An 18,581-nucleotide genomic window follows, 5' to 3' on the forward strand; every position below is an offset into this window, starting at 1 on the left:
AAGTCGCTCCTACGGGGTTACGGCGTGCTGACGCTCCCTGGGACCGCCACGCACGACCGCATCAGGCCTTCTTGCGTTCCTCGATGTAGGCCTTGATCTGCCGCTCCAGCACCGGCAGCGGCACCGAGCCCTGCTTGAGCACGGCGTCGTGGAAGGACTTGACGTCGAACCTGTCGCCCAGCTCCTTCTCGGCCTGCGCGCGCAGCTTGACGATGGTGATCTCGCCCAGCTTGTAGCTCAGCGCCTGCGCCGGCCAGGAGATGTAGCGGTCGACCTCGGTGGTCACTTCGTGTTCGCTCAGCGCGGTATGGTCGCGCAGGTAGGCGATGGCGCGCTCGCGGCTCCAGCCGTAGTGGTGCACGCCGGTGTCGATGACCAGGCGGCAGGCGCGCCACATCTCGTAGGTCAGGCGCCCGAAATCCTCGTACGGGGTTTCGTAGATGCCCATCTCGATGCCGAGTTTCTCGCTGTACAGGCCCCAGCCCTCGCCGTAGGCGGAGATGTAGGCGCCGCGGCGGAAGTCCGGCTGTTCGCCCTGCTCGGCGGCGAGCGCGCCCTGCAGCGCGTGGCCCGGGTCGGATTCGTGCAGGGTCAGCGCCGGCAGGTTGTACAGCGGGCGCGCCGGCAGGTTGTAGGTGTTGACCCAGTAGGTGCCCATGCCGCCGCGGCCGGCGGTCCAGAACGGGGCGATGTCCGGCGGCACCGGCACGATGGTGAAGCGTGCGCGCGGCAGGGTCATGTACTTGCCGATCACCCCGTCCACGCGCTTGGAGATCCACGCCGCGCGCCACAGCAGTTCCTCCGGCGTCCTGGCATAGAACTGCGGATCGGTGCGCAGGAACTCCAGGAAATCGGCGAAACGGGTCTGCTCGCTCTTTCCCTTGAAGTCGACCTTGTCGATGATCGCGTTCATCTCCTGCTGGATGCGGTTGACCTCGCTCAGGCCCAGCGCGTGGATCTGCTGCGGGCTCATGTCCAGCGTGGTGTATTCACGGATCTGCTGCCGGTAGAACGCCTTGCCGCCCGGCATCTTCTCCGCGGCCAGGGTGGTGCGCGCCTGCGGCACGTATTCCTCGCGGAAGAACGCCAGCAGCTTGCCGAAGGCGGGGATCACGCTGCCGCCGACCGCCTGTTGCGCCTCCTCGCGCAGCTTCTGCTGCTCGTCGGCGGGAATGCCCGCCGGCAGCTTCTTGAACGGCGCGTACAGCGGCGATTCGGTCGGGTCCTTGAGCTCGGCCACGGTCGAGATCGACACGTCGCGGCCTTCCAGCACCGCGCGCGGCACGCTGAAGCCGCGCTCCAGGCCGGCGCGCATGTTGGCGGTCTGCTGGTCGAAGTAGCGCGGCACGTCGTTCAGGCGCGCGATGTAGTTGCGGTAGTCCTGCGCGGTCTTCATCTCGCGCCGGGCCATGAAGCCCAGGTTCGACCAGAACGAGGAGTCCGAATTGAACGGCATCTCGTAGGCGCGCAGGCGCACCTCGTCGGCCAGGTTCTCCACCTGGTACTTGTAGATCGCGTAGTTGACCTGGTTCTCGGCCGAGAGCGTGGCCGGGTCGACGGTCTTGAGCTGCTCCAGCACCTCGTCCCACACCTTCAGCCGCGCCTGCTGCGCCTCGGCGCCGACATCCGGCAGGCGGGTGGCGTTCGCCGGGGCGTCGCCGTCCTCGCTGGCCTCGCCGCCGCCGGCCTGGCGCCAGGCCCATTCCTTCTCGTAGATCGCCTTGAACCGGGCATCGGCGTCCTGCGCGGCCAGCGCGGCGGGTGCCGATGGCTTCGAGGGCGCGGCGTGGACGACGGCGCCCGGCAGGGCAAGGGCGAGCAGCAGGGCGACGGACAGGGTGGTTTTCACGAACGGCGGACTCTTCGGGAAACAGACCCGGATCATGTCACCGGCGGCCCATCCGTGCATGGATCGAAAGTCCTGCCCCACGTAGGAGCGCACTTCAGTGCGCGATGGGGCGTTACCGGCAAAGCCCCATCGCGCACTGAAGTGCGCTCCTGCGCGCTCAATGCCCGGCCTTGTCGCGCTTCCAGCCGCGGTGGCGGATGTCCAGGTACAGGCTGTACAGCGCGGTGAAGGTGGGGAACAGGTTGCCGAGGATGCCCACCGCGTCGTTCTTGCCGAAGATGAAGTAGCTCAGCGTCATCAGGCTGCCGACGATGCTCATGTACCAGAACAGGCGCGGGATCACCGGCTTGCCCTGGCGCTTGCTGGCGACGAACTGCACCAGCCAGCGGCCGCCGAACATCAGGGTGCCGGTCAGGCCGACCAGCTTCCACGGCGACATGTGCACGCCGGTCCACTCCAGCCAGGGCAGCGGCTGGCTCATGAAATCCATGCTCAGACCTCCTCCACCGCCGTGCGCCGGCTGCGCGCGATCAGCCAGGCCACCCCGCGCAGGTCGCGGATGCCGACCAGGGCGCGGCCGAGGTTGTTGTACTTGGACACGCCGGCGGTGCGGTGGCGGTGGTTGACCGGCACGCTCACCGTCTTCCAGCCGGCGCGCTGCATCAGCGCCGGCAGGTAGCGGTGCATGTGGTCGAAATACGGCAGGTCGAGGAAGGCGGCGCGCTCGAACAGCTTGATGCCGCAGCCGGTGTCGGGGGTGTCGTCGCGCAGCATGCGCGCGCGGATGGCGTTGGCCCACTTGCTGGCCCAGCGCTTGGAACCCGAATCCTGGCGGTCGACGCGCCAGCCGGCGAACAGCCTGACCTCCGGCGCGGCGGCATCGCGCGCGGCCAGCAGCTTCGGGATGTCGGCCGGGTCGTTCTGGCCGTCGCCATCGAGGGTGGCGATCCACGGCGCGCGTGCCGCCTTGACCCCGGTGCGCACGGCGGTGCTCTGCCCGCTCTGGCCGACGTGGTGCAGCACGCGCAGCTCCGGGTTGGCCGCCTTGAGCGACTGCAGCACCTGCAGGGTGTCGTCCTTCGAGTCGTCGTCGACATAGACGATCTCGAACGCCACCCGCCCGCGCAGCGCGGCGGTGATCTCGCCGACCAGGGGCGCGACGTTGTCGCGTTCGTTGAAGACGGGGACGACCACCGAAAGCGCGGGTTGGTTCATCGCGGGGATCCGTTCGTGCGGTAGGGAAAAGACCGCGCATTTTCCAGCGCGCGGCTTGATGGAAGATGAGTCAGGCGGCGTCGCCGAAGTAGTCGCGGCACCAGGCCACCACCGGCGGCAGCCCGGCCTCGATCGGCGTGGCCGGGTCGAAGCCGAAGGCCCGCCGCGCCCGCGTGGTGTCGGCCATGGTCTCCACCATGTCACCCGGCTGCATCGGCCGGTAGACCTTCCGCGCGGGGCGGCCGGCCGCCGTGGCGATCACCTCGATGAAACGCTCCAGCTCCACCGGCGTGTGGTTGCCGAGGTTGAATACCCGGTGCGGCACGGCGTCCTCCGAAGGATGGTCCAGGGCACCGAGGATACCGGCGACGATGTCGGAAACATGCGTGAAGTCGCGGCGCATGCGGCCTTCGTTGAACACCTCGATCGGCCGCCCGGCCAGCAACGCGCGCGAGAACAGCAGCGGCGCCATGTCCGGCCGGCCCCATGGGCCGTACACGGTGAAGAAGCGCAGGCCGGTGGCGCGCAGGCCGTACAGCTGCGCGTAGGTGTAGGCCATCAGCTCGTTGGCGGCCTTGGTCGCCGCGTACAGCGAGCGCGGCTGGTCCACGCGCTGGTCCTCGGAGAACGGCGGCGTAGCCGAATCGCCGTAGACCGAGCTGCTCGACGCATAGACCAGGTGCCGCACGCCACGGTGGCGGCACAGCTCCAGCATGTTGACGAAGCCGACCAGGTTGCTGTCGACGTAGGCATGCGGGTTCTGCAGCGAGTAGCGCACGCCGGCCTGCGCGGCCAGGTGGATCACGCGCGTGGGCTGGATCTGGTCGAACAGCGCGGCCAGGCCGTCGCGGTCGGTCAGGTCCAGCGTGCGGATGTCGACCTGCGGGCACAGCGCGGCGACGCGGTCGCGCTTGATCTGCGGGTCGTAGTAGTCGTTGTAGTTGTCCAGCCCGACCACGCGCTCGCCGCGCGCGGCCAGGGCCTGGCAGGTGTAGGCGCCGATGAAGCCGGCGGCGCCGGTGACGAGGATGGTCATCTGGTTATTCCGGAATTGCTCGATTGAAACCCCTCTCCCTCCGGGAGCGGGGTCGGGGTGAGGAGCGCGGCAAGGAAGCGTCCGCTGCCAGGAACGCGTCGCCACGCACCAGCCCGGGTAAATCGCCAAGGCGACGCCTGGTTGTTCACCCTGCGGACGCGTGGCGACGCGTTCCCCATGGTAGCGGCCGCAGGATCCCTGTGGCGTCCCTCGTCCGGCGCTTGGCGCCACCTGCATCCGGCACATCCTGCGCCTCTCCCTGCGGGCAGCTTCGCCGTGCGGAACGGCAGCCCTGCCGTTTCGTCTGCCGGAGGGAGAAGGGAAAGGGCGGGCTACAGCGTCATCGGATCCTTTGCCAGTGTCTGCTTGCGCTCGGCGCTGTACGCCCACCACGGCTGCGGCGCCTCCCCGGCCATGAAGCGCACGATCGACAGGAACACGTCGATCACGCAGGGGTCGTGCACCACGCCGGTCTTCAGGCACAGCTGCGCGTACATGTCGTAGGGATCGCGCCCGCGCAGGTGCGCGGGAACACGGATCCCGATCAGACGGAGATCCTTTTCACAGGCCGGCCCGACATTCGGCAGGTCGGTCAGACGCAACAGGTGATTGCGGTCGACCTTGGTGGGGTTCATTGCCTTGCATGCACCTCGGAGGTGGATGGAACGTCAGCCGTGCTGACGGGTACGCAGCCTTTCCAGCACGCCGTCGAGCGTATCCAGGTCGGTGTAATGGATGACCAGCCGGCCCTTGCCGCCGCGGCCGTGGTTGATCGCGACCCTGGTGCCCAGCGATTCGGACAGCTCGGTTTCCAGCGAGGCGATGTCGGCCTGCGGCGCGGCCGGCTTGGGCTTGGCGTTGCGCGCGCCGGGCACCTTGCCGGCGGCGAACTGCTGGGCGCGGTGCTCGACCTCGCGCACCGACCAGCCTTCGTCGGCGGCGTCCTGCGCCAGCTTGGTCGCCAGTTCCGGCGCCAGCGTCAGCAGCGCGCGGGCATGGCCCATTTCCAGGCGGCGGCTCTCCAGCAGCACGCGCACGCCGATGGGCAGGTCGATCAGGCGCAGCAGGTTGGATACCGAGGCGCGCGAGCGGCCCACCGCCTGCGCGGCTTCGGCGTGGGTCAGCGAGAATTCGGAGATCAGCCGCTGCAGCGCTTCGGCTTCCTCCAGCGGGTTGAGGTCCTCGCGCTGGATGTTCTCGATCAGCGCCATGGCGATGACGGTGCGGTCTTCCAGCTCGCGCACCACCACCGGCACTTCGTCCAGCCCGGCCAGGCGCGAGGCGCGCCAGCGGCGCTCGCCGGCGACGATCTCGTACCTGCCGCCCTCGACCTGGCGCACCAGGATGGGCTGGATCACGCCCTGCGCCTTGATCGACTCGGACAGCTCGGACAGCTTGGCCTCGTCCATCTCCCGGCGCGGCTGGTACTTGCCCGGCTGCAGCAGGTCGATCTGCAGCTTGCGCAGCACTTCGCCCGGCTGCGGCTCGGCCACGGCCGCCACCGATACCGGCGTCACCGCGCCCTTGGGACCCAGCAGCGCGTCCAGGCCACGGCCCAGGCCACGTTTCTTTGCAGCGCTCATCAGACAGCCTCCACGGCCCTGACGGCCCTGTTGCGTTCGTCGGTGCGGCGGATCAGTTCTCCGGCCAGACCGAGGTAGGCCACGCCGCCGCGCGAGGTGCGGTCGTAGCCGACGATGCTCTGGCCGTGGCTCGGCGCCTCGGCCAGGCGCACGTTGCGCGGCACGATGGTGCGGAACACGCGGTCGCCGAAATGCCCGGTGAGCTCGGCCGACACCGCGTTGGCCAGGTTGTTGCGCACGTCGAACATGGTGCGCAGCACGCCTTCGATCTCCAGGGCCGGGTTCAGGCTGGCGCGCAGCGCCTCGATGGTCTCCACCAGCGCGCTCAGGCCTTCCAGCGCGTAGTACTCGCACTGCATCGGCACCAGCACCGAGTCGGCGGCGGCCAGCGCGTTGAGGGTCAGCAGCGACAGCGCCGGCGGGCAGTCGATCAGGATGAAGTCGTAGTCGCCGCGGATCGGCGCCAGCGCGCGCTTGAGCCGCTGCTCGCGGCCCTCCTGCTCCATCAGCTGGATCTCGGCCGCGGTCAGGTCGATGTTGCCCGGCAGCAGGTCGTAGCCTTCCGGTGCCTTCACCCGGATGTCGGCTGCACTGCTCTCGCCCAGCAGCAGGTCACAGGTGGACGCGGCCACCTCGCGCTTGTCCACGCCGCTGCCCATGGTCGCGTTGCCCTGCGAATCCAGGTCGACCAGCAGCACGCGCCGGGGCGCGGCGGCGAGGGCGGCGGCCAGGTTCACGGCGGTGGTGGTCTTGCCGACGCCGCCTTTCTGGTTGGCGATGGCGATGATGCGGGCCATGCGGGTGGGCCTCATGGGCTGGAAGGTTGGGACTGGGCATTATGCGGGCTGGCGGCCGGATCGGGGAAATCCGGCCCGGCCCCGCCTTCCGTAGGAGCGGCTTCAGCCGCGATGGGGACCTCCCGGTAAAGCCTGTTCGCGGCTGAAGCCGCTCCTACGGGAGGGCACGTGGCCTCAGGTGCGGCTGCACACCACCAGGTGGCGCTCGCCCACCAGTCCCGGCACCTGCAGCGGACGGACCTCCAGCACGCGCCAGTCGGCGGGCAGCGCGGCGATCTCCTCGTGCGGGTGCACGCCCTTCATCGCCAGCAGGTGGCCGCCGAGGCGCAGCAGGTGGCCACCGACCGCGACGATGCCGGCCAGGGTGTCCATGGCGCGGGCGGTCAGATTGTCGTAGGCGGCCGGCTCGTCCAGCGCCTCGGCGCGCGACTCGGCCACGCGGGCGTTGCCCAGGCCGAGCTGGCGCACGGCCTCGCGCAGGAAACGCGCCTTCTTGCCGTTGCTCTCCACCAGCGTCACCCGCAGCTGCGGGCGGGCGATGGCCAGCGGGATGCCGGGCAGCCCGGGACCGGTGCCGAGGTCGGCCAGGGTGCCGGACTCGATGTGCGGCACCATCGCCAGCGAATCGAGCAGGTGGCGGGTGACCATCTCGTGCGGGTCGCGGATGGCGGTGAGGTTGTAGGTGCGGTTCCAGCGCACCAGCAGCGCCAGGTAGGCCAGCAGCGGCGGCGCCAGCGCGGCGTCCAGGCCCATGGCCTGCAGCCCGCGCTGCAGTTCGTCGGCCACGCCGGGCGGGAGGGAGGTGTCGTTCATGGCGGAATTATGTAGGAGCGCACCCTGGTGCGCGATGGGGCTTTGCGCGGGCAAGCCCCATCGCGCACTGAAGTGCGCTCCTACGAGTACGCGCCTACGCGGGGTACCACGCCAGCGCGGCGCGGAAGTCCGCCGCCGCCTGCCATTCGTGCAGGTGCCAGCGCGCGGCCTCGCCCAGCCCGGGGTCGCACCAGGCCAGATGCAGGGCCCCGTCGTCGCCGGGGGCAAAGCGCAGCCGGTGCAGGCCGAAGGAAATGCCATGGCCGTGCGCCTTGAGCAGGGCTTCCTTGGCGCACCAGACGCGGAAGAACCAGTGCTCGCGGGCGGCATCGTCCAGCCCGTCCAGCCAGGCGATCTCGTCGGGATGGAAGAAGCGGGCGATCACCTGGCGCATCTGCTGGCGCGGGCGCTGCTGTTCCAGGTCCACGCCCAGCCGGACGCGTTCGCCCAGCGCCACCAGCAGGTGGCCGCCGCTGTGGCTCCAGCCGGTACCGTAATGCGAGAGCCCGCCGATCAGCCAAGGCCGGCCGCGCTCGTCGCGGGTCAGCGGCAGCGCCTGCGGCGTGCTGTCGAGTTCGGCGGCCAGCAGCTCGCGCGCCTGCGGCTCGCCGCGGGTGCCGGGCACGTGCGGCAGCTGCCAGACCCGCACCTGGCCGAACCGCCAGGCCTGAACCGGCGCCATCAGTCCCGGACCCCGGTCCACAAACGCTTCACGCCCGATCGTCTTGACTGCACGGGTCGCACCGCTCCGGGTGCATCGACGAAAGGAGACATCGGCATGGGCATCATCATCTGGTTGATCGTGGGCGGCGTCGTCGGCTGGCTTGCCAGCCTCATCATGCGCCGCGATGCGCAGCAGGGCATCATCCTGAACATCGTGGTGGGCATCATCGGCGCGATGATCGCCGGCTTTCTCTTCAGCGGCGGCAGCATCAACGGCGCCATCACCCTGCGCTCGTTCCTGTTGTCCCTGCTCGGCGCGGTGATCCTGCTGGGCATCGTCAACCTGTTCACGCGCAGAAGCGTGCGCTGATCCGGCACGCCCGCAGGCAACGGAGCCCGGCCGGCGACGGCCGGGCTCCGCCGTTTCAGTCCTTCGCCAACTGCACCCACGCCGGGGCGTGGTCGCTGGGGCGGTCCCAGGTACGCGGTTCGCGGTCGATGCCGGCAGCCACCGCCTGCGGCCTGAGCGCCTCGGACACCAGGGTCAGGTCGATGCGCAGGCCCAGATCGCGGCGGAAACCCGCCGCGCGGTAATCCCACCAGCTGAAGATGCCCGCCTCCTCGTTGTGCAGGCGGAAGCCGTCGTGCAGGCCCAGCTGCAGCAGCCTGCCCAGCGCGCCGCGCTCGGCGGTGGAAGTGAGGATGTGGTCGCCGTTCCACACCGCCGGGTCGTGCACGTCGCGGTCGTCCGGGGCGATGTTGAAATCGCCCAGCACCACCAGCTTTGGGTGCTTCAGCAGCTCGGCGGCGATCCAGTCGTGCACCGCGTCCAGCCAGCGCAGCTTGTAGGCGTACTTCTCGGTGCCCACGTCCTGGCCGTTGACCACGTAGAGGTTGACCACGCGCACGCCGTTGACGGTGCCGGCGATCGCCCGCTTCTGCTCGTCGTCGAAACCGGGGATGCCGATCTGCACGTCCTCGATCGGGTCGCGCGCCAGCAGCGCCACGCCGTTGTAGGTCTTCTGCCCGGCGAACACGTTGCGGTAGCCCAGCTCGAGCAGGCGCGTGTCCGGGAACTTGTGGTCCTCCAGCTTGGTTTCCTGGATGCCGACCACGTCCGGGGCGAAAGCGGCCAGCCACTGTTCCAGGTGCGGCAGGCGGACATTGAGCGAATTGACGTTCCACGAGGCGATTTTCATGGCGCGATTCTACGGCCTGCCAGCGCGCGCCGGACCGGCGGCGGCCGGGCCACTGCAAACAAACGCTATCGCATGAATGTCCGGGAACGCACTTTTTCAGCGTTCCGAATCGCGCAGACTGCCCCGCAGGATGAGGGGAAACCATGCGTAGCAAGCTGTTCGTGCCCGGCGCCCGCCCGGAACTGTTCGACAAGGCGATGGCCGGCGCGGCCGATGCCCTGTCCCTGGACCTGGAAGACTCCGTGCCCGAGGCCGGCAAGGCCGCAGCGCGCGTGCAGGTCGCCGCGTTCCTGCGCCGCGATGACGTGGCCGCCAGCGGTCGCTTGCTGATCGTGCGCAGCAACGGCGCCGCCAGTGCCCACTTCGCCGCCGACCTGGCGGCGGTGGCGCTGCCCTCGGTCTGGCTGCTCAACCTGCCCAAGGTCGAATCCGCGGCGCAGGTGCGCGACGCAGCCGCCGCGCTGGAGCGCGCCGAGGCCGGCAACGGCGTCACGCGCCCGATCGGCCTGCTGCTCAACATCGAGACGCCGCGCGGCCTGCGACAGGCCGCGGAACTGGCCGCCGCGCACCCGCGCGTGGCCGGCCTGCAGCTCGGGCTGGGCGACCTGTTCGCGCCCAACGGCATCGCCCGCACCGCGGCCAACGTGCACGCCACGCTGTTCGCGCTGCGCATGGCAGCGGCCGAAGCCGGCGTGTTCGCCTGCGACGGCGCCTTTCCCGACGTCGGCGACGACGAGGGCTTCCGCGCCGAGGCGCGGATGGCGCGCGAGCTGGGCTTCATCGGCAAGAGCTGCATCCATCCGCGCCAGGTCGGGCTGGCCAACGCGGCCTTCGACGTGTCCGACGATGCGGTCGAGGAAGCCCGCCGCATCGTCGCCGCCGCCGCGGCGGCAGCCGCGCAGGGCCGCGGTGCGTTCCTGTTCGAGGGACGCATGATCGACCTGCCTTTCCTGCGCCGCGCCGAGGCGCTGCTGGCCGGCGCCAGCCGCACGCGCGCCGCCTCCTGACCCTCCATTTCGAGCCATGCCGATGCCGATGCCTGCCGCCGTGCCCGCCTTCCCCCTGCCCCGACGCCTGCTGCGCGGCCTGCGCCTGTTCGCGGCGGCGGCGCTGCTGGCGCTGGGCGGCACCGCGGCGGCGGCGGCGGAAAACCTGAGCACCGTGACAACCGGAAGCCTGGCGCCGTTGCCGGCCGATGCCGGCCAGCCGACGCTGCTGGCGATCGACGGCCGCGACGTCGCGCTGGCCGCCGGCAAGGCCTGGGCGCTGGGCAGCGACGGCAAGGCCTGGCAACCGCTGGCGCTGGCGCCGGCCGTGACCAGCGCCGACATCCGCATGGCGGTCAACGCCGGCGGCCAGACCTGGCTGCTGCGCGGTACCACCGCCACCGACGACAGCGACCGCCTCCAGGCCGTACGCCTGCAGGGCGACACCCTGGCGCTGGGGCGCACGCTCGCGCTGCCGGTGGCGCTGGGCCAGGCGCAGGCCGCCGCGCTCGGCGACGTGCTGTACGTGGCCGGCACCGGCGCCGATGGTTCGATGCACCTCTACCGGCACACGCTGGCGGCCGAAACGGGCGGCTGGCAGGCGCAGCCGGCTTGGCCGGCCGGCGGCCGGCTGGTGGCGCTGCAGGGACAGAAGGGCGGCCTGTACGCGGTCATCGGCGATGCCGGCGGCGACGCGCTGTGGCGCTGGACCGCGGACAGGGGCTGGCAGCAGGCGCCGGCGCCGGAAGGGCACATCCTGCCCGGCTCGCTGCGCGCGCTCGGCCAGGCGCATCTGCTGATGCTGGTGCGCGATGCCGATGCCATCGGCCTGCGCACCTTCCACACCATCACCAGCGCCTGGGCCACGCTCGACACGCCTGCGGCGCCGGCGCCGCAGTCCATCGCCGCGCGCGGCAACGGCCTGGCCTGGACCGGCGCCGACGGCAGCGTGCACTACGCCGAGGTGCAGGGCGGCAAGCACCTGCTGGGCTGGCTGGACTGGAGCGTGATCGTCGTCTACCTGATCGGCATGATCGGCATCGGCGTGTATTTCTACCTGAAGGACCAGACCGCCTCGGAATCTGACTTCTTCGTCGGCGGCCGCAGCATCCCGTTCTGGGCGGCGGGCATCAGCCTGTACGCCACCAACACCAGCTCGATCAGCTTCATCGCCATCCCGGCCAAGGCCTACGAGACCAACTGGCAGTACCTGACCAACAACCTGGTCGCGGTGCTGGGCCTGATGTTCGTGGCGGTGTGGATCGTGCCGCTGCTGCGGCGGCTGGACCTGATGAGCGTGTTCTCCTACCTGGAGACGCGTTTCCACCCGGCCATCCGCATGCTCGCCAGCGCGCTGGCCATCGCCATGCAGGTCGGCAGCCGGTTGAGCGTGATCCTGTTCCTGCCGGCGCTGGCGATCGCCACCATCACCGGCATCGACGTGGTCTGGAGCATCCTGATCATGGGCGTGTTCACCATCATCTACACGGTGATGGGCGGCATGCGCGCGGTAGTGTGGACCGACTTCGTGCAGGTGTTCGTGAAGATGGGCGGCGCGATCTTCGCCATCGGCTTCATCGTGTGGACGCTGGGCGCCGACTTCGACGGCATCCGCGAAGCGGCGATGGCCGAGAACAAGACCAAGCTGCTGGACTTCAGCTTCGACCTGACCAAGGCCACGGTATGGGGCTTCATCTTCCTGGTCGTGTTCGACGTGGTGCTGACCTTCCCCAAGGACCAGGTGCTGATGCAGCGCACGCTGGCGACCAAGTCGGACAAGGAGGCCGGGCGCTCGATCTGGATCTTCGCCGCGATCATGATCCCCGGCGGCTTCATCTTCTACAGCATCGGCACCGCGCTGTGGATGTACTACAAGCACAACCCGGGACGCCTCGACCCGCTGCTGCCGATCGACGCCACCTTCCCGCTGTTCATCGCCGCCGAGCTGCCGCCGGGCGTGACCGGGCTGATCATCGCCGGCATCTTCGCCGCGGCCATGTCCACGCTGTCGAGCATCATCAACAGCGTGGCGACCCTGCTGTCGGTGGATTTCTACGACAAGCTGGCCAGGAACCCGACCGAACGCGGCAGCGTGCGCTTCGCCGAGATCATGACCGTGGTCGTCGGCCTGGCCGGCATGGGCCTGGCGCTGGTGCTCTCGCGCTACGACATCCACTCGCTGTTCGACGTCTCCATCGAACTGGCCGGCCTGCTCGGCGGCGGCTTCGCCGGCGCCTACACGCTGGGCATGTTCACCCGCCGCGCCAACTCGCCGGGCGTGGCCATCGGCATCGCCGGCAGCATCGCGCTGACCCTGCTGGCGTGGTCGTTCGACCTGGTGCACCCGTACTTCTACCTGGGCATCTCGATCCTGCTGTGCATCGTGATCGGCTACCTGGCCAGCCTGTGTTTCCCGGCGCCGGCGCGCTCGCTCAAGGGCCTGACGATCTACCGCCAGGACGCCACATGAACGGCGCGCGCGCATCCTGCGCGACCATGACGTTGGTCGGATGCCGCGCGCCATGCCCTGCTGTAGGTTTGCCCCGGACCCAGAGGGCATAGCCGTGGAAACCCAGTTCCTCAACACGTTCGTCACCGTGGTGGACCGCGGCTCGATGGCCGCGGCAGCGCGCTCGCTGCACATCACCCCGGCCGCGGTCGCCCAGCAGATCCGCACGCTGGAGCGCGAACTCGGCGCGCCGCTGATCGCCCGCGCCGGGCGCACGGTCAGCGTCACCGCCGAGGGCGCGCGCATCCTGCAGCGCGCGCGCGACCTGCTGCGCGACGTGTCCGACCTGCGCAGCGTGGCCAACGAGAGCGGCATGGCCGGCGAACTGCGGCTGGGCGCCTGCCCGACCGCGCTGGCCGGGCTGGTGCCGGACATCCTGGCGCGCATGGTGGCCAAGTTCCCCGAGATCAACGTGTTCATCCGCCCGGGCTATTCGGCCGACCTCTACGGCGCGGTGGAAGCCGGCGACCTGGACGCGGCGATGGTGCTGCAGGCGCCGTTCTCGCTGCCCAAGACCTGCGACTGGCAGCTGCTGCGCGAGGAGCCGATGGTGGTGCTGGCGCCGGCGCGGCTGGCCGGGCGCGACCCGCACGACCTGCTGCGCGACGAGCCGCTGATCCGCTACGACCGCCACGAATGGGGCGGGCGCCAGGCCGACGAATACCTGCGCCGCGTCGGCATCGTGCCGCGCGAACGCTTCGAGCTCAATGCACTCAACGCCATCGCGGTGATGGTGGACCGCGGCCTGGGCGTATCGCTGGTGCCGGACTGGGCGCGGCCCTGGCCCGAAGGCCTGGCGGTGGCGCGGCTGCCCTTGCCCGAACCGTGCGAGCCGCGCCGCATCGGCATGGTCTGGTCGCGTTCGTCGGTGCGCATCCGCCAGGTCAACGCGCTGCTGGACGAAAGCCGCGCCGCGCTGTTGCCCGGCCGCGCCTGAGAGGCGCCGGCGGCCGGTCGCCGTGGCTGCGATCGGCAACAAACCCTAGGCAATGAACATACCAACGCGCGCTTCTATCGTCATGAAGCCGCACCTAGTCTTCGCCCATGACCGGCCAACGCGTGGCCAGGCTCCGCAGAGAGTCGCCACCACGCCGGTACGGCGGGCGCGAGCCCGGATGTGTTTCCCGGCGCGCGCGGCTCCCCGGCCGTCGACGCCGCAATCCACTTCGGGGGGAGAGAACCATGACCAATCCAATCAGCGCACGCAGCGGCGCGACGGCCAGGACGCACCTGTCGCTGGCCGTCGGCCTCGTGCTCGCCACGGTCGCCGCGTCGGCGGCCGCGCAGGACGCAACCACCCAGCCGGCCAACCAGGACGCGATCAACCTGGACAACGTGATCGTCACCGGCACGCGCGCGCCCAAGGCCGTGGACCGCATTCCCGGCGCGGTCAGCATCGTCAGCCTGCAGGAAGTGCAGAACTCGCTGAGCCTGACCGAGGACGCCACCGCGGTGCTCACCCGCACCATCCCGGGCTATTCCGAATCGACCCAGGCGCTGACCAACTCCGGCGAGACCCTGCGCGGGCGCATCGCGCTGCGCCTGTTCGACGGCATCCCGCAGACCTCGCCGCTGCGCGAGACCAACCGCGCCGGCAGCTTCACCGACCTGGGCGTGATCGGCCGCATCGAAGTGGTCAACGGCCCGTCCGCGGCCGAAGGCGTCGGCGCCGCCGGCGGCATCATCAACTACATCTCCAAAACGCCGGAAGAAGGCAGCCACACCACCGTCAACACCCGCTGGAGCACCCAGGGCCGCGACGACAGCGACGGCTGGAAGGTCGGCCTGAGCTTCGGCCACAAGGAGGACGCCTACGACCTGCTGCTGGCCACCTCCTTCGTCGACCGCGGCATGGCCTACGATGCCCGGGGCCGCAAGATCGGCATGCGCGGCTCGGGCACGATCAACGACTCCGAAGCCAGGAACCTGTTCCTCAAGCTGGGCACCAACTTCGGCGAGGCGGACATGCAGCGCCTGCAGGTGTCGGTCAGCCGCTTCAACCTGACCGGCAAGGGCAACTACACCGGCGTGATTGGCGACCGCGCCAACAACGTCACCTCGACCTCGGTGCCCGGCACGCCGCTCGGCGCCAAGACCGAGTTCAACGACTTCAACCAGCTGGCGCTGTCCTACAGCCATTCGGACTTCTTCGGCGGCACCCTGCTGGCCGACGCCTACCGCGCCGACCAGCACATGCGCTACCCGGCCGAGGACGGCGCCGACCGCCAGGATCCGCTGATCGCGCCGATCGGCACGCTGATCGACCAGTCCGAGGTCAACTCGGACAAGAAGGGCTTCCGTACCTCGTGGACCCGCGGCGGCCTGTTCAACGTGGACGGCCTGGAACTGCGCCTGGGCGTGGACCGGGTGAAGGACACCACCGACCAGCGCCTGGCGCTGACCAACCGCGTGTGGGTGCCGCCGATGGAGTACACCTCCACCGCGCCGTACACGCAGCTGAGCTGGGACATCGGCGACCTCACCCTGAGCGCCGGCGTGCGCCGCGAGAGCGGCGAACTGCACGTGGACAGCTACACCACCACCTACTACAACAAGCGCGTGTTCGTCGAAGGCGGCACCCTGAAGTACCGCGAGACCCTGCCCAACGCCGGCCTGGTCTATCGTTTCACCGACACCCTGTCGGCCTACGCCTCGTACTCGGAAGGCTTCAGCCTGCCCAACGTCGGCATCCCGCTGCGCAACATCAACAAGCCGGGCTACAAGGTCGACGGCATCCTCGACCTGCAGCCGATCGTCGTGGAGAACAAGGAGATCGGCTTCAACTGGCGCGCCGGCAACGCCTCGGCCAGCGCCTCGTACTACCGCAGCTATTCCGAGCTCGGCGTCTCGCTGAGCACCGACCCGGTGACCGGCGACTTCGTCATGAACCGCGGCCCGGTGCGCATCAACGGCATCGAACTGACCGGCAGCTACGACTTCAGCAGCGACCTCAGGCTCAGCGCGATGTACTCGCACATCGTCGGCAAGACCTGGTTCGTCAAGAACGGGCCGCTGGACAAGCGCATGGGCGCCAACGACGTCAGCCCGGACAAGATCGGCATGAACCTGTTCTGGCGCTTCGCCGCGCAGGCCGACCTGAACCTGGGCGCGACCACCCTGCTCTCGCGCACCATCAACCAGGGCCGCAGCGGCGCCGAGCACACTTCCGGCCGCACCCTGCTGGACCTGAGCGTGAACTACGACACCGGCCGCTTCGGCAAGCTGACCCTGGGCCTGGAGAACCTGCTGGACAAGCAGTACATCCTCACCACCTCCGAGGCCAGCAACGCCAACGACGACTGGATGGCCGGGCGCGGCCGGGTGATCTCGCTCTCGCACACCATCGCGTTCTGACCGTCGCACCCACGGCGGCGTCCCGGGAACGGGGCGCCGCCGGCTTCCGTGCGCCCTTGCGACGACGGCCCGGCCGCCCATCGCACCACTGCAGGATGCGGGCGCGGCGCGCCGTCCGGGCGCCGCCGATCCCAAACAAATGCTAGCCGATGAACATACGAATCCACGCATCTATCGCCGTGGAGCCGCATCTAGTCTTCGGTCATGACCGGCCAATGCGTGGCAGGGCTCCGTAGAGGGCCGCCATCCGCGCCGGCACAGCGGGCGCGAGCCCGGACGCGATATCCGGCGTGCCCGGCTCCCCGGTCGGCGTCGCCACAATCCACCTCGGGGGAGGGAAGACCATGATCAAGCCGCTTTGCACAGCAATCGCCATCGCGTTGGCCGCGGGCCTGGCGCCCGCGTCGGCGCAGGCCAACGACGACCAGGACAAGGAGGCCGAGGTCACCCGGCTGGACCGCGTCATCGTCACCGGCACCCGCGCGCCCAAGTCCGCCGACAAGATTCCCGGCGCCATCAACGTGGTGACGAAGGAGGACATCCAGACCACCCTGCTGGTGACCGAGGACGCGACCGCGGTGCTGGCGCGCACCGTGCCGGGCTACTCGGAGGCGTCGCAGGCCATGAGCAACACCGGCGAGAACCTGCGCGGCCGCATCGCGCTGCGCCTGTTCGACGGCGTGCCGCAGGGGTCGCCGCTGCGCGAGGGCACGCGCAACGCCACCTTCACCGACATGGGCATCGTCGAGCGGATCGAGGTGATCAACGGCCCCTCGGCATCGGAGGGCATCGGCGCGGCGGGCGGCATCATCAACTACATCTCCGCCCAGCCCAGCAAGGAAGGCAGCCAGTTCCGCCTGCTCACGCGCTATTCGTCGCAGTTCAAGGACGACAGCGCGGGCTGGAAGGTCGGCATGAACTTCATGCACAAGCAGGACAACTTCGACGCGGTGGTCGGCCTTTCGCGCATCGATCGCGGCATGGGCTACGACGCCGACGGCGTGCGCCTGGGCATGAACACCAGCGGCTCGGTCAACGACTCGGTCGCCAACAACCTGTTCGTCAAGGCCGGCTTCAACTTCGGCGAGGCCGGCGAGAAGCGCCTGCAGGCCAGCTACAGCGACTTCACGATCGAAGGCAATGGCAACTACCGGCAGGTGGATGGCTGCCGCTACGAACCCGGCTGGTGCGAGAACCCGCACCCGAACACCTCCGAACGCGGCCATCTGTTCGAGACCAAGGCCGAGTTCAACGATTTCAGGCAGTTCAACCTGATCTACTCCGACAGCGATTTCCTCGGCGGCACGCTGGTGCTCAACGGCTATTGGGCCGACCAGGCGATGCGCTACCCGCCGGAGGACGGCAACGACCGCCAGGACCCGCAGATCCCGGCGAACGGCCCCGACGGCCGCATCTGGGACCAGTCCGAAATCCGCTCCGACAAGCGTGGCCTGCGCGCCTCCTGGACACGGCCGGACCTGTTCAACATCGAAGGGCTGGAACTGCACACCGGCGTGGACTGGGTCAGGGACACCGCCGACCAGCGGCTGGCGCTGACCGACCGGCTGTGGGTGCCGCCGATGGAGTACACCAGCCTTGCGCCCTACGCGCAGCTCAGCTACGAGCTCGGCCCGGTGACGATCAGCGGCGGCCTGCGCCGCGAGGACGGCGAACTGCACGTGGATTCCTACACCACCACCTGGTACCGCGGCCGCAAGTTCGTCCAGGGCGGCACCCTGTCCTACAACGACACCATGAAGAACCTGGGCGCGGTCTGGCAGATCACCCCGAAGCTGTCGGCCTTCATCGCCTATGGCGAGGGCTTCGGCCTGCCCAACGTCGGCATCCCGCTGCGCAACGTCGACACCGACGGCCAGACCGTGGACGGCATCGTCGATCTGCAGCCGATCATCGTGGACAACAAGGAAATCGGCTTCAACTGGTATGGCGAGCGCATGTCGCTCGGGGCGTCCTACTACGAGTCCAACGCCGATTTCGGCAGCTCGCTCTCCGTTGACTGGCGCACCAACGACTTCGTGCTCAACCGCGCCCCGACCCGCATCCGCGGCTTCGAGGTGACGGCCGACTGGTACGTCAACGACGACTGGAAGCTCTCGGCCCTGTTCGCCCATACCGCCGGCTGGACCTCGTTCTGGCCCTCCGACCTGGAAGGCCGCTGGGGCGCGGGCGGGCTGAACAAGCCGATGGGCGCGCTGGACACCAATCCCGACAAGCTGGTGCTGACCGCACGCTGGAAGTTCTCGCCGAACGGCGACGTCACCCTGAGTTCGGCCACGCAGATGTCGCGCGACCTGTACGGCAGCGACTACCACGAACAATGGGACGAACTGAAGGAATACGAGGAACACACCACCGGCTACACCCTGTTCGACCTGGGAGTGAATTACCGTGTCGAGAAGCTCGGCCGTTTCTCCCTGGGCGTCGAGAACCTGGCCAACAAGCAGTACATCCTGACCTGGTCGCAGGTGCCCGGTTTCCGCAACTATTGGGCCGGACGCGGGCGGATGTACTCGTTCACCTACGAGTACACGTTCTAAGCGATGGCGGCGGCAGGAG

At 69.4% G+C, this 18,581-nt stretch carries 16 protein-coding genes; 6 read left to right on the forward strand and 10 right to left on the reverse strand.

Annotation, left to right across the window (positions count from 1 at the left end; all coding sequences use genetic code 11):
* Positions 1–61: 61 nt before the first annotated feature.
* From CQ393_RS09955 to CQ393_RS09995, 9 genes are all read right to left on the reverse strand, one after another.
* Positions 62–1,849 (reverse strand): DUF885 family protein, encoded by a 1,788-nt coding sequence (locus CQ393_RS09955; protein WP_343199917.1) that lies wholly within the window; start codon positions 1,847–1,849, stop codon positions 62–64.
* Between the two features lie 157 nt (positions 1,850–2,006).
* Complete coding sequence (locus CQ393_RS09960) at positions 2,007–2,345, reverse strand: lipid-A-disaccharide synthase N-terminal domain-containing protein (protein WP_153191429.1); 339 nt, start codon at positions 2,343–2,345, stop codon at positions 2,007–2,009.
* Positions 2,342–3,064: a glycosyltransferase family 2 protein gene (locus tag CQ393_RS09965; protein WP_153191400.1), complete on the reverse strand. Its 723-nt coding sequence runs from the start codon at positions 3,062–3,064 to the stop codon at positions 2,342–2,344. Before CQ393_RS09965 ends, CQ393_RS09960 begins: the two co-directional genes overlap by 4 nt.
* 70 nt (positions 3,065–3,134) lie before the next feature.
* Positions 3,135–4,100: an SDR family NAD(P)-dependent oxidoreductase gene (locus CQ393_RS09970; protein WP_153191401.1), complete on the reverse strand. Its 966-nt coding sequence runs from the start codon at positions 4,098–4,100 to the stop codon at positions 3,135–3,137.
* A 332-nt stretch (positions 4,101–4,432) separates the two neighbouring features.
* The gene (locus tag CQ393_RS09975) at positions 4,433–4,735 is read right to left on the reverse strand and encodes a helix-hairpin-helix domain-containing protein (RefSeq protein ID WP_153191402.1); all 303 of its coding nucleotides are present in this window, start codon (positions 4,733–4,735) and stop codon (positions 4,433–4,435) included.
* A 33-nt stretch (positions 4,736–4,768) separates the two neighbouring features.
* Complete coding sequence (locus CQ393_RS09980; RefSeq protein WP_153191403.1) at positions 4,769–5,683, reverse strand: ParB/RepB/Spo0J family partition protein; 915 nt, start codon at positions 5,681–5,683, stop codon at positions 4,769–4,771.
* A complete protein-coding gene (locus CQ393_RS09985) occupies positions 5,683–6,480 on the reverse strand; it encodes a ParA family protein (RefSeq protein ID WP_153191404.1) in 798 nt (265 codons plus the stop codon). The genes CQ393_RS09980 and CQ393_RS09985 overlap by 1 nt, the downstream gene beginning before the upstream one ends.
* 174 nt (positions 6,481–6,654) lie before the next feature.
* A complete protein-coding gene (rsmG, locus tag CQ393_RS09990; protein ID WP_153191405.1) occupies positions 6,655–7,293 on the reverse strand; it encodes a 16S rRNA (guanine(527)-N(7))-methyltransferase RsmG in 639 nt (212 codons plus the stop codon).
* Between the two features lie 94 nt (positions 7,294–7,387).
* Positions 7,388–7,975 carry a 4'-phosphopantetheinyl transferase superfamily protein gene (locus CQ393_RS09995; protein ID WP_153191406.1) on the reverse strand — a complete coding sequence of 196 codons (588 nt, stop codon included), beginning with the start codon at positions 7,973–7,975 and terminating at the stop codon, positions 7,388–7,390.
* Between the two features lie 96 nt (positions 7,976–8,071).
* Between CQ393_RS09995 and CQ393_RS10000 the strand changes: the two genes are divergently transcribed.
* Positions 8,072–8,326, forward strand: a complete 255-nt coding sequence (locus CQ393_RS10000; protein ID WP_153191407.1) for a GlsB/YeaQ/YmgE family stress response membrane protein — start codon at positions 8,072–8,074, stop codon at positions 8,324–8,326.
* Positions 8,327–8,381: 55 nt separating this feature from the next.
* On the opposite strand, the gene xth is transcribed toward CQ393_RS10000, so the two are convergent.
* The gene (gene xth / locus CQ393_RS10005) at positions 8,382–9,155 is read right to left on the reverse strand and encodes an exodeoxyribonuclease III (protein WP_153191408.1); all 774 of its coding nucleotides are present in this window, start codon (positions 9,153–9,155) and stop codon (positions 8,382–8,384) included.
* A gap of 143 nt (positions 9,156–9,298) precedes the next feature.
* On the opposite strand from xth, the gene CQ393_RS10010 reads away from it, so the two are divergent.
* From CQ393_RS10010 to CQ393_RS10030, 5 genes are all read left to right on the forward strand, one after another.
* Positions 9,299–10,162 (forward strand): CoA ester lyase, encoded by an 864-nt coding sequence (locus CQ393_RS10010; protein ID WP_153191409.1) that lies wholly within the window; start codon positions 9,299–9,301, stop codon positions 10,160–10,162.
* Between the two features lie 40 nt (positions 10,163–10,202).
* Positions 10,203–12,611 (forward strand): sodium:solute symporter, encoded by a 2,409-nt coding sequence (locus CQ393_RS10015; protein WP_343199918.1) that lies wholly within the window; start codon positions 10,203–10,205, stop codon positions 12,609–12,611.
* Positions 12,612–12,705: 94 nt separating this feature from the next.
* On the forward strand, positions 12,706–13,587 hold the full coding sequence (locus CQ393_RS10020) for a LysR family transcriptional regulator (RefSeq protein WP_343199919.1): 882 nt from the start codon (positions 12,706–12,708) through the stop codon (positions 13,585–13,587).
* A gap of 245 nt (positions 13,588–13,832) precedes the next feature.
* Positions 13,833–16,004 carry a TonB-dependent receptor gene (locus CQ393_RS10025; protein WP_194269639.1) on the forward strand — a complete coding sequence of 724 codons (2,172 nt, stop codon included), beginning with the start codon at positions 13,833–13,835 and terminating at the stop codon, positions 16,002–16,004.
* Positions 16,005–16,348: 344 nt separating this feature from the next.
* Positions 16,349–18,562 carry a TonB-dependent receptor gene (locus CQ393_RS10030; RefSeq protein ID WP_153191412.1) on the forward strand — a complete coding sequence of 738 codons (2,214 nt, stop codon included), beginning with the start codon at positions 16,349–16,351 and terminating at the stop codon, positions 18,560–18,562.
* Positions 18,563–18,581: the final 19 nt, after the last annotated feature.

This window comes from Stenotrophomonas sp. MYb238 (assembly GCF_009496535.1).
Classification (GTDB): domain Bacteria; phylum Pseudomonadota; class Gammaproteobacteria; order Xanthomonadales; family Xanthomonadaceae; genus Stenotrophomonas.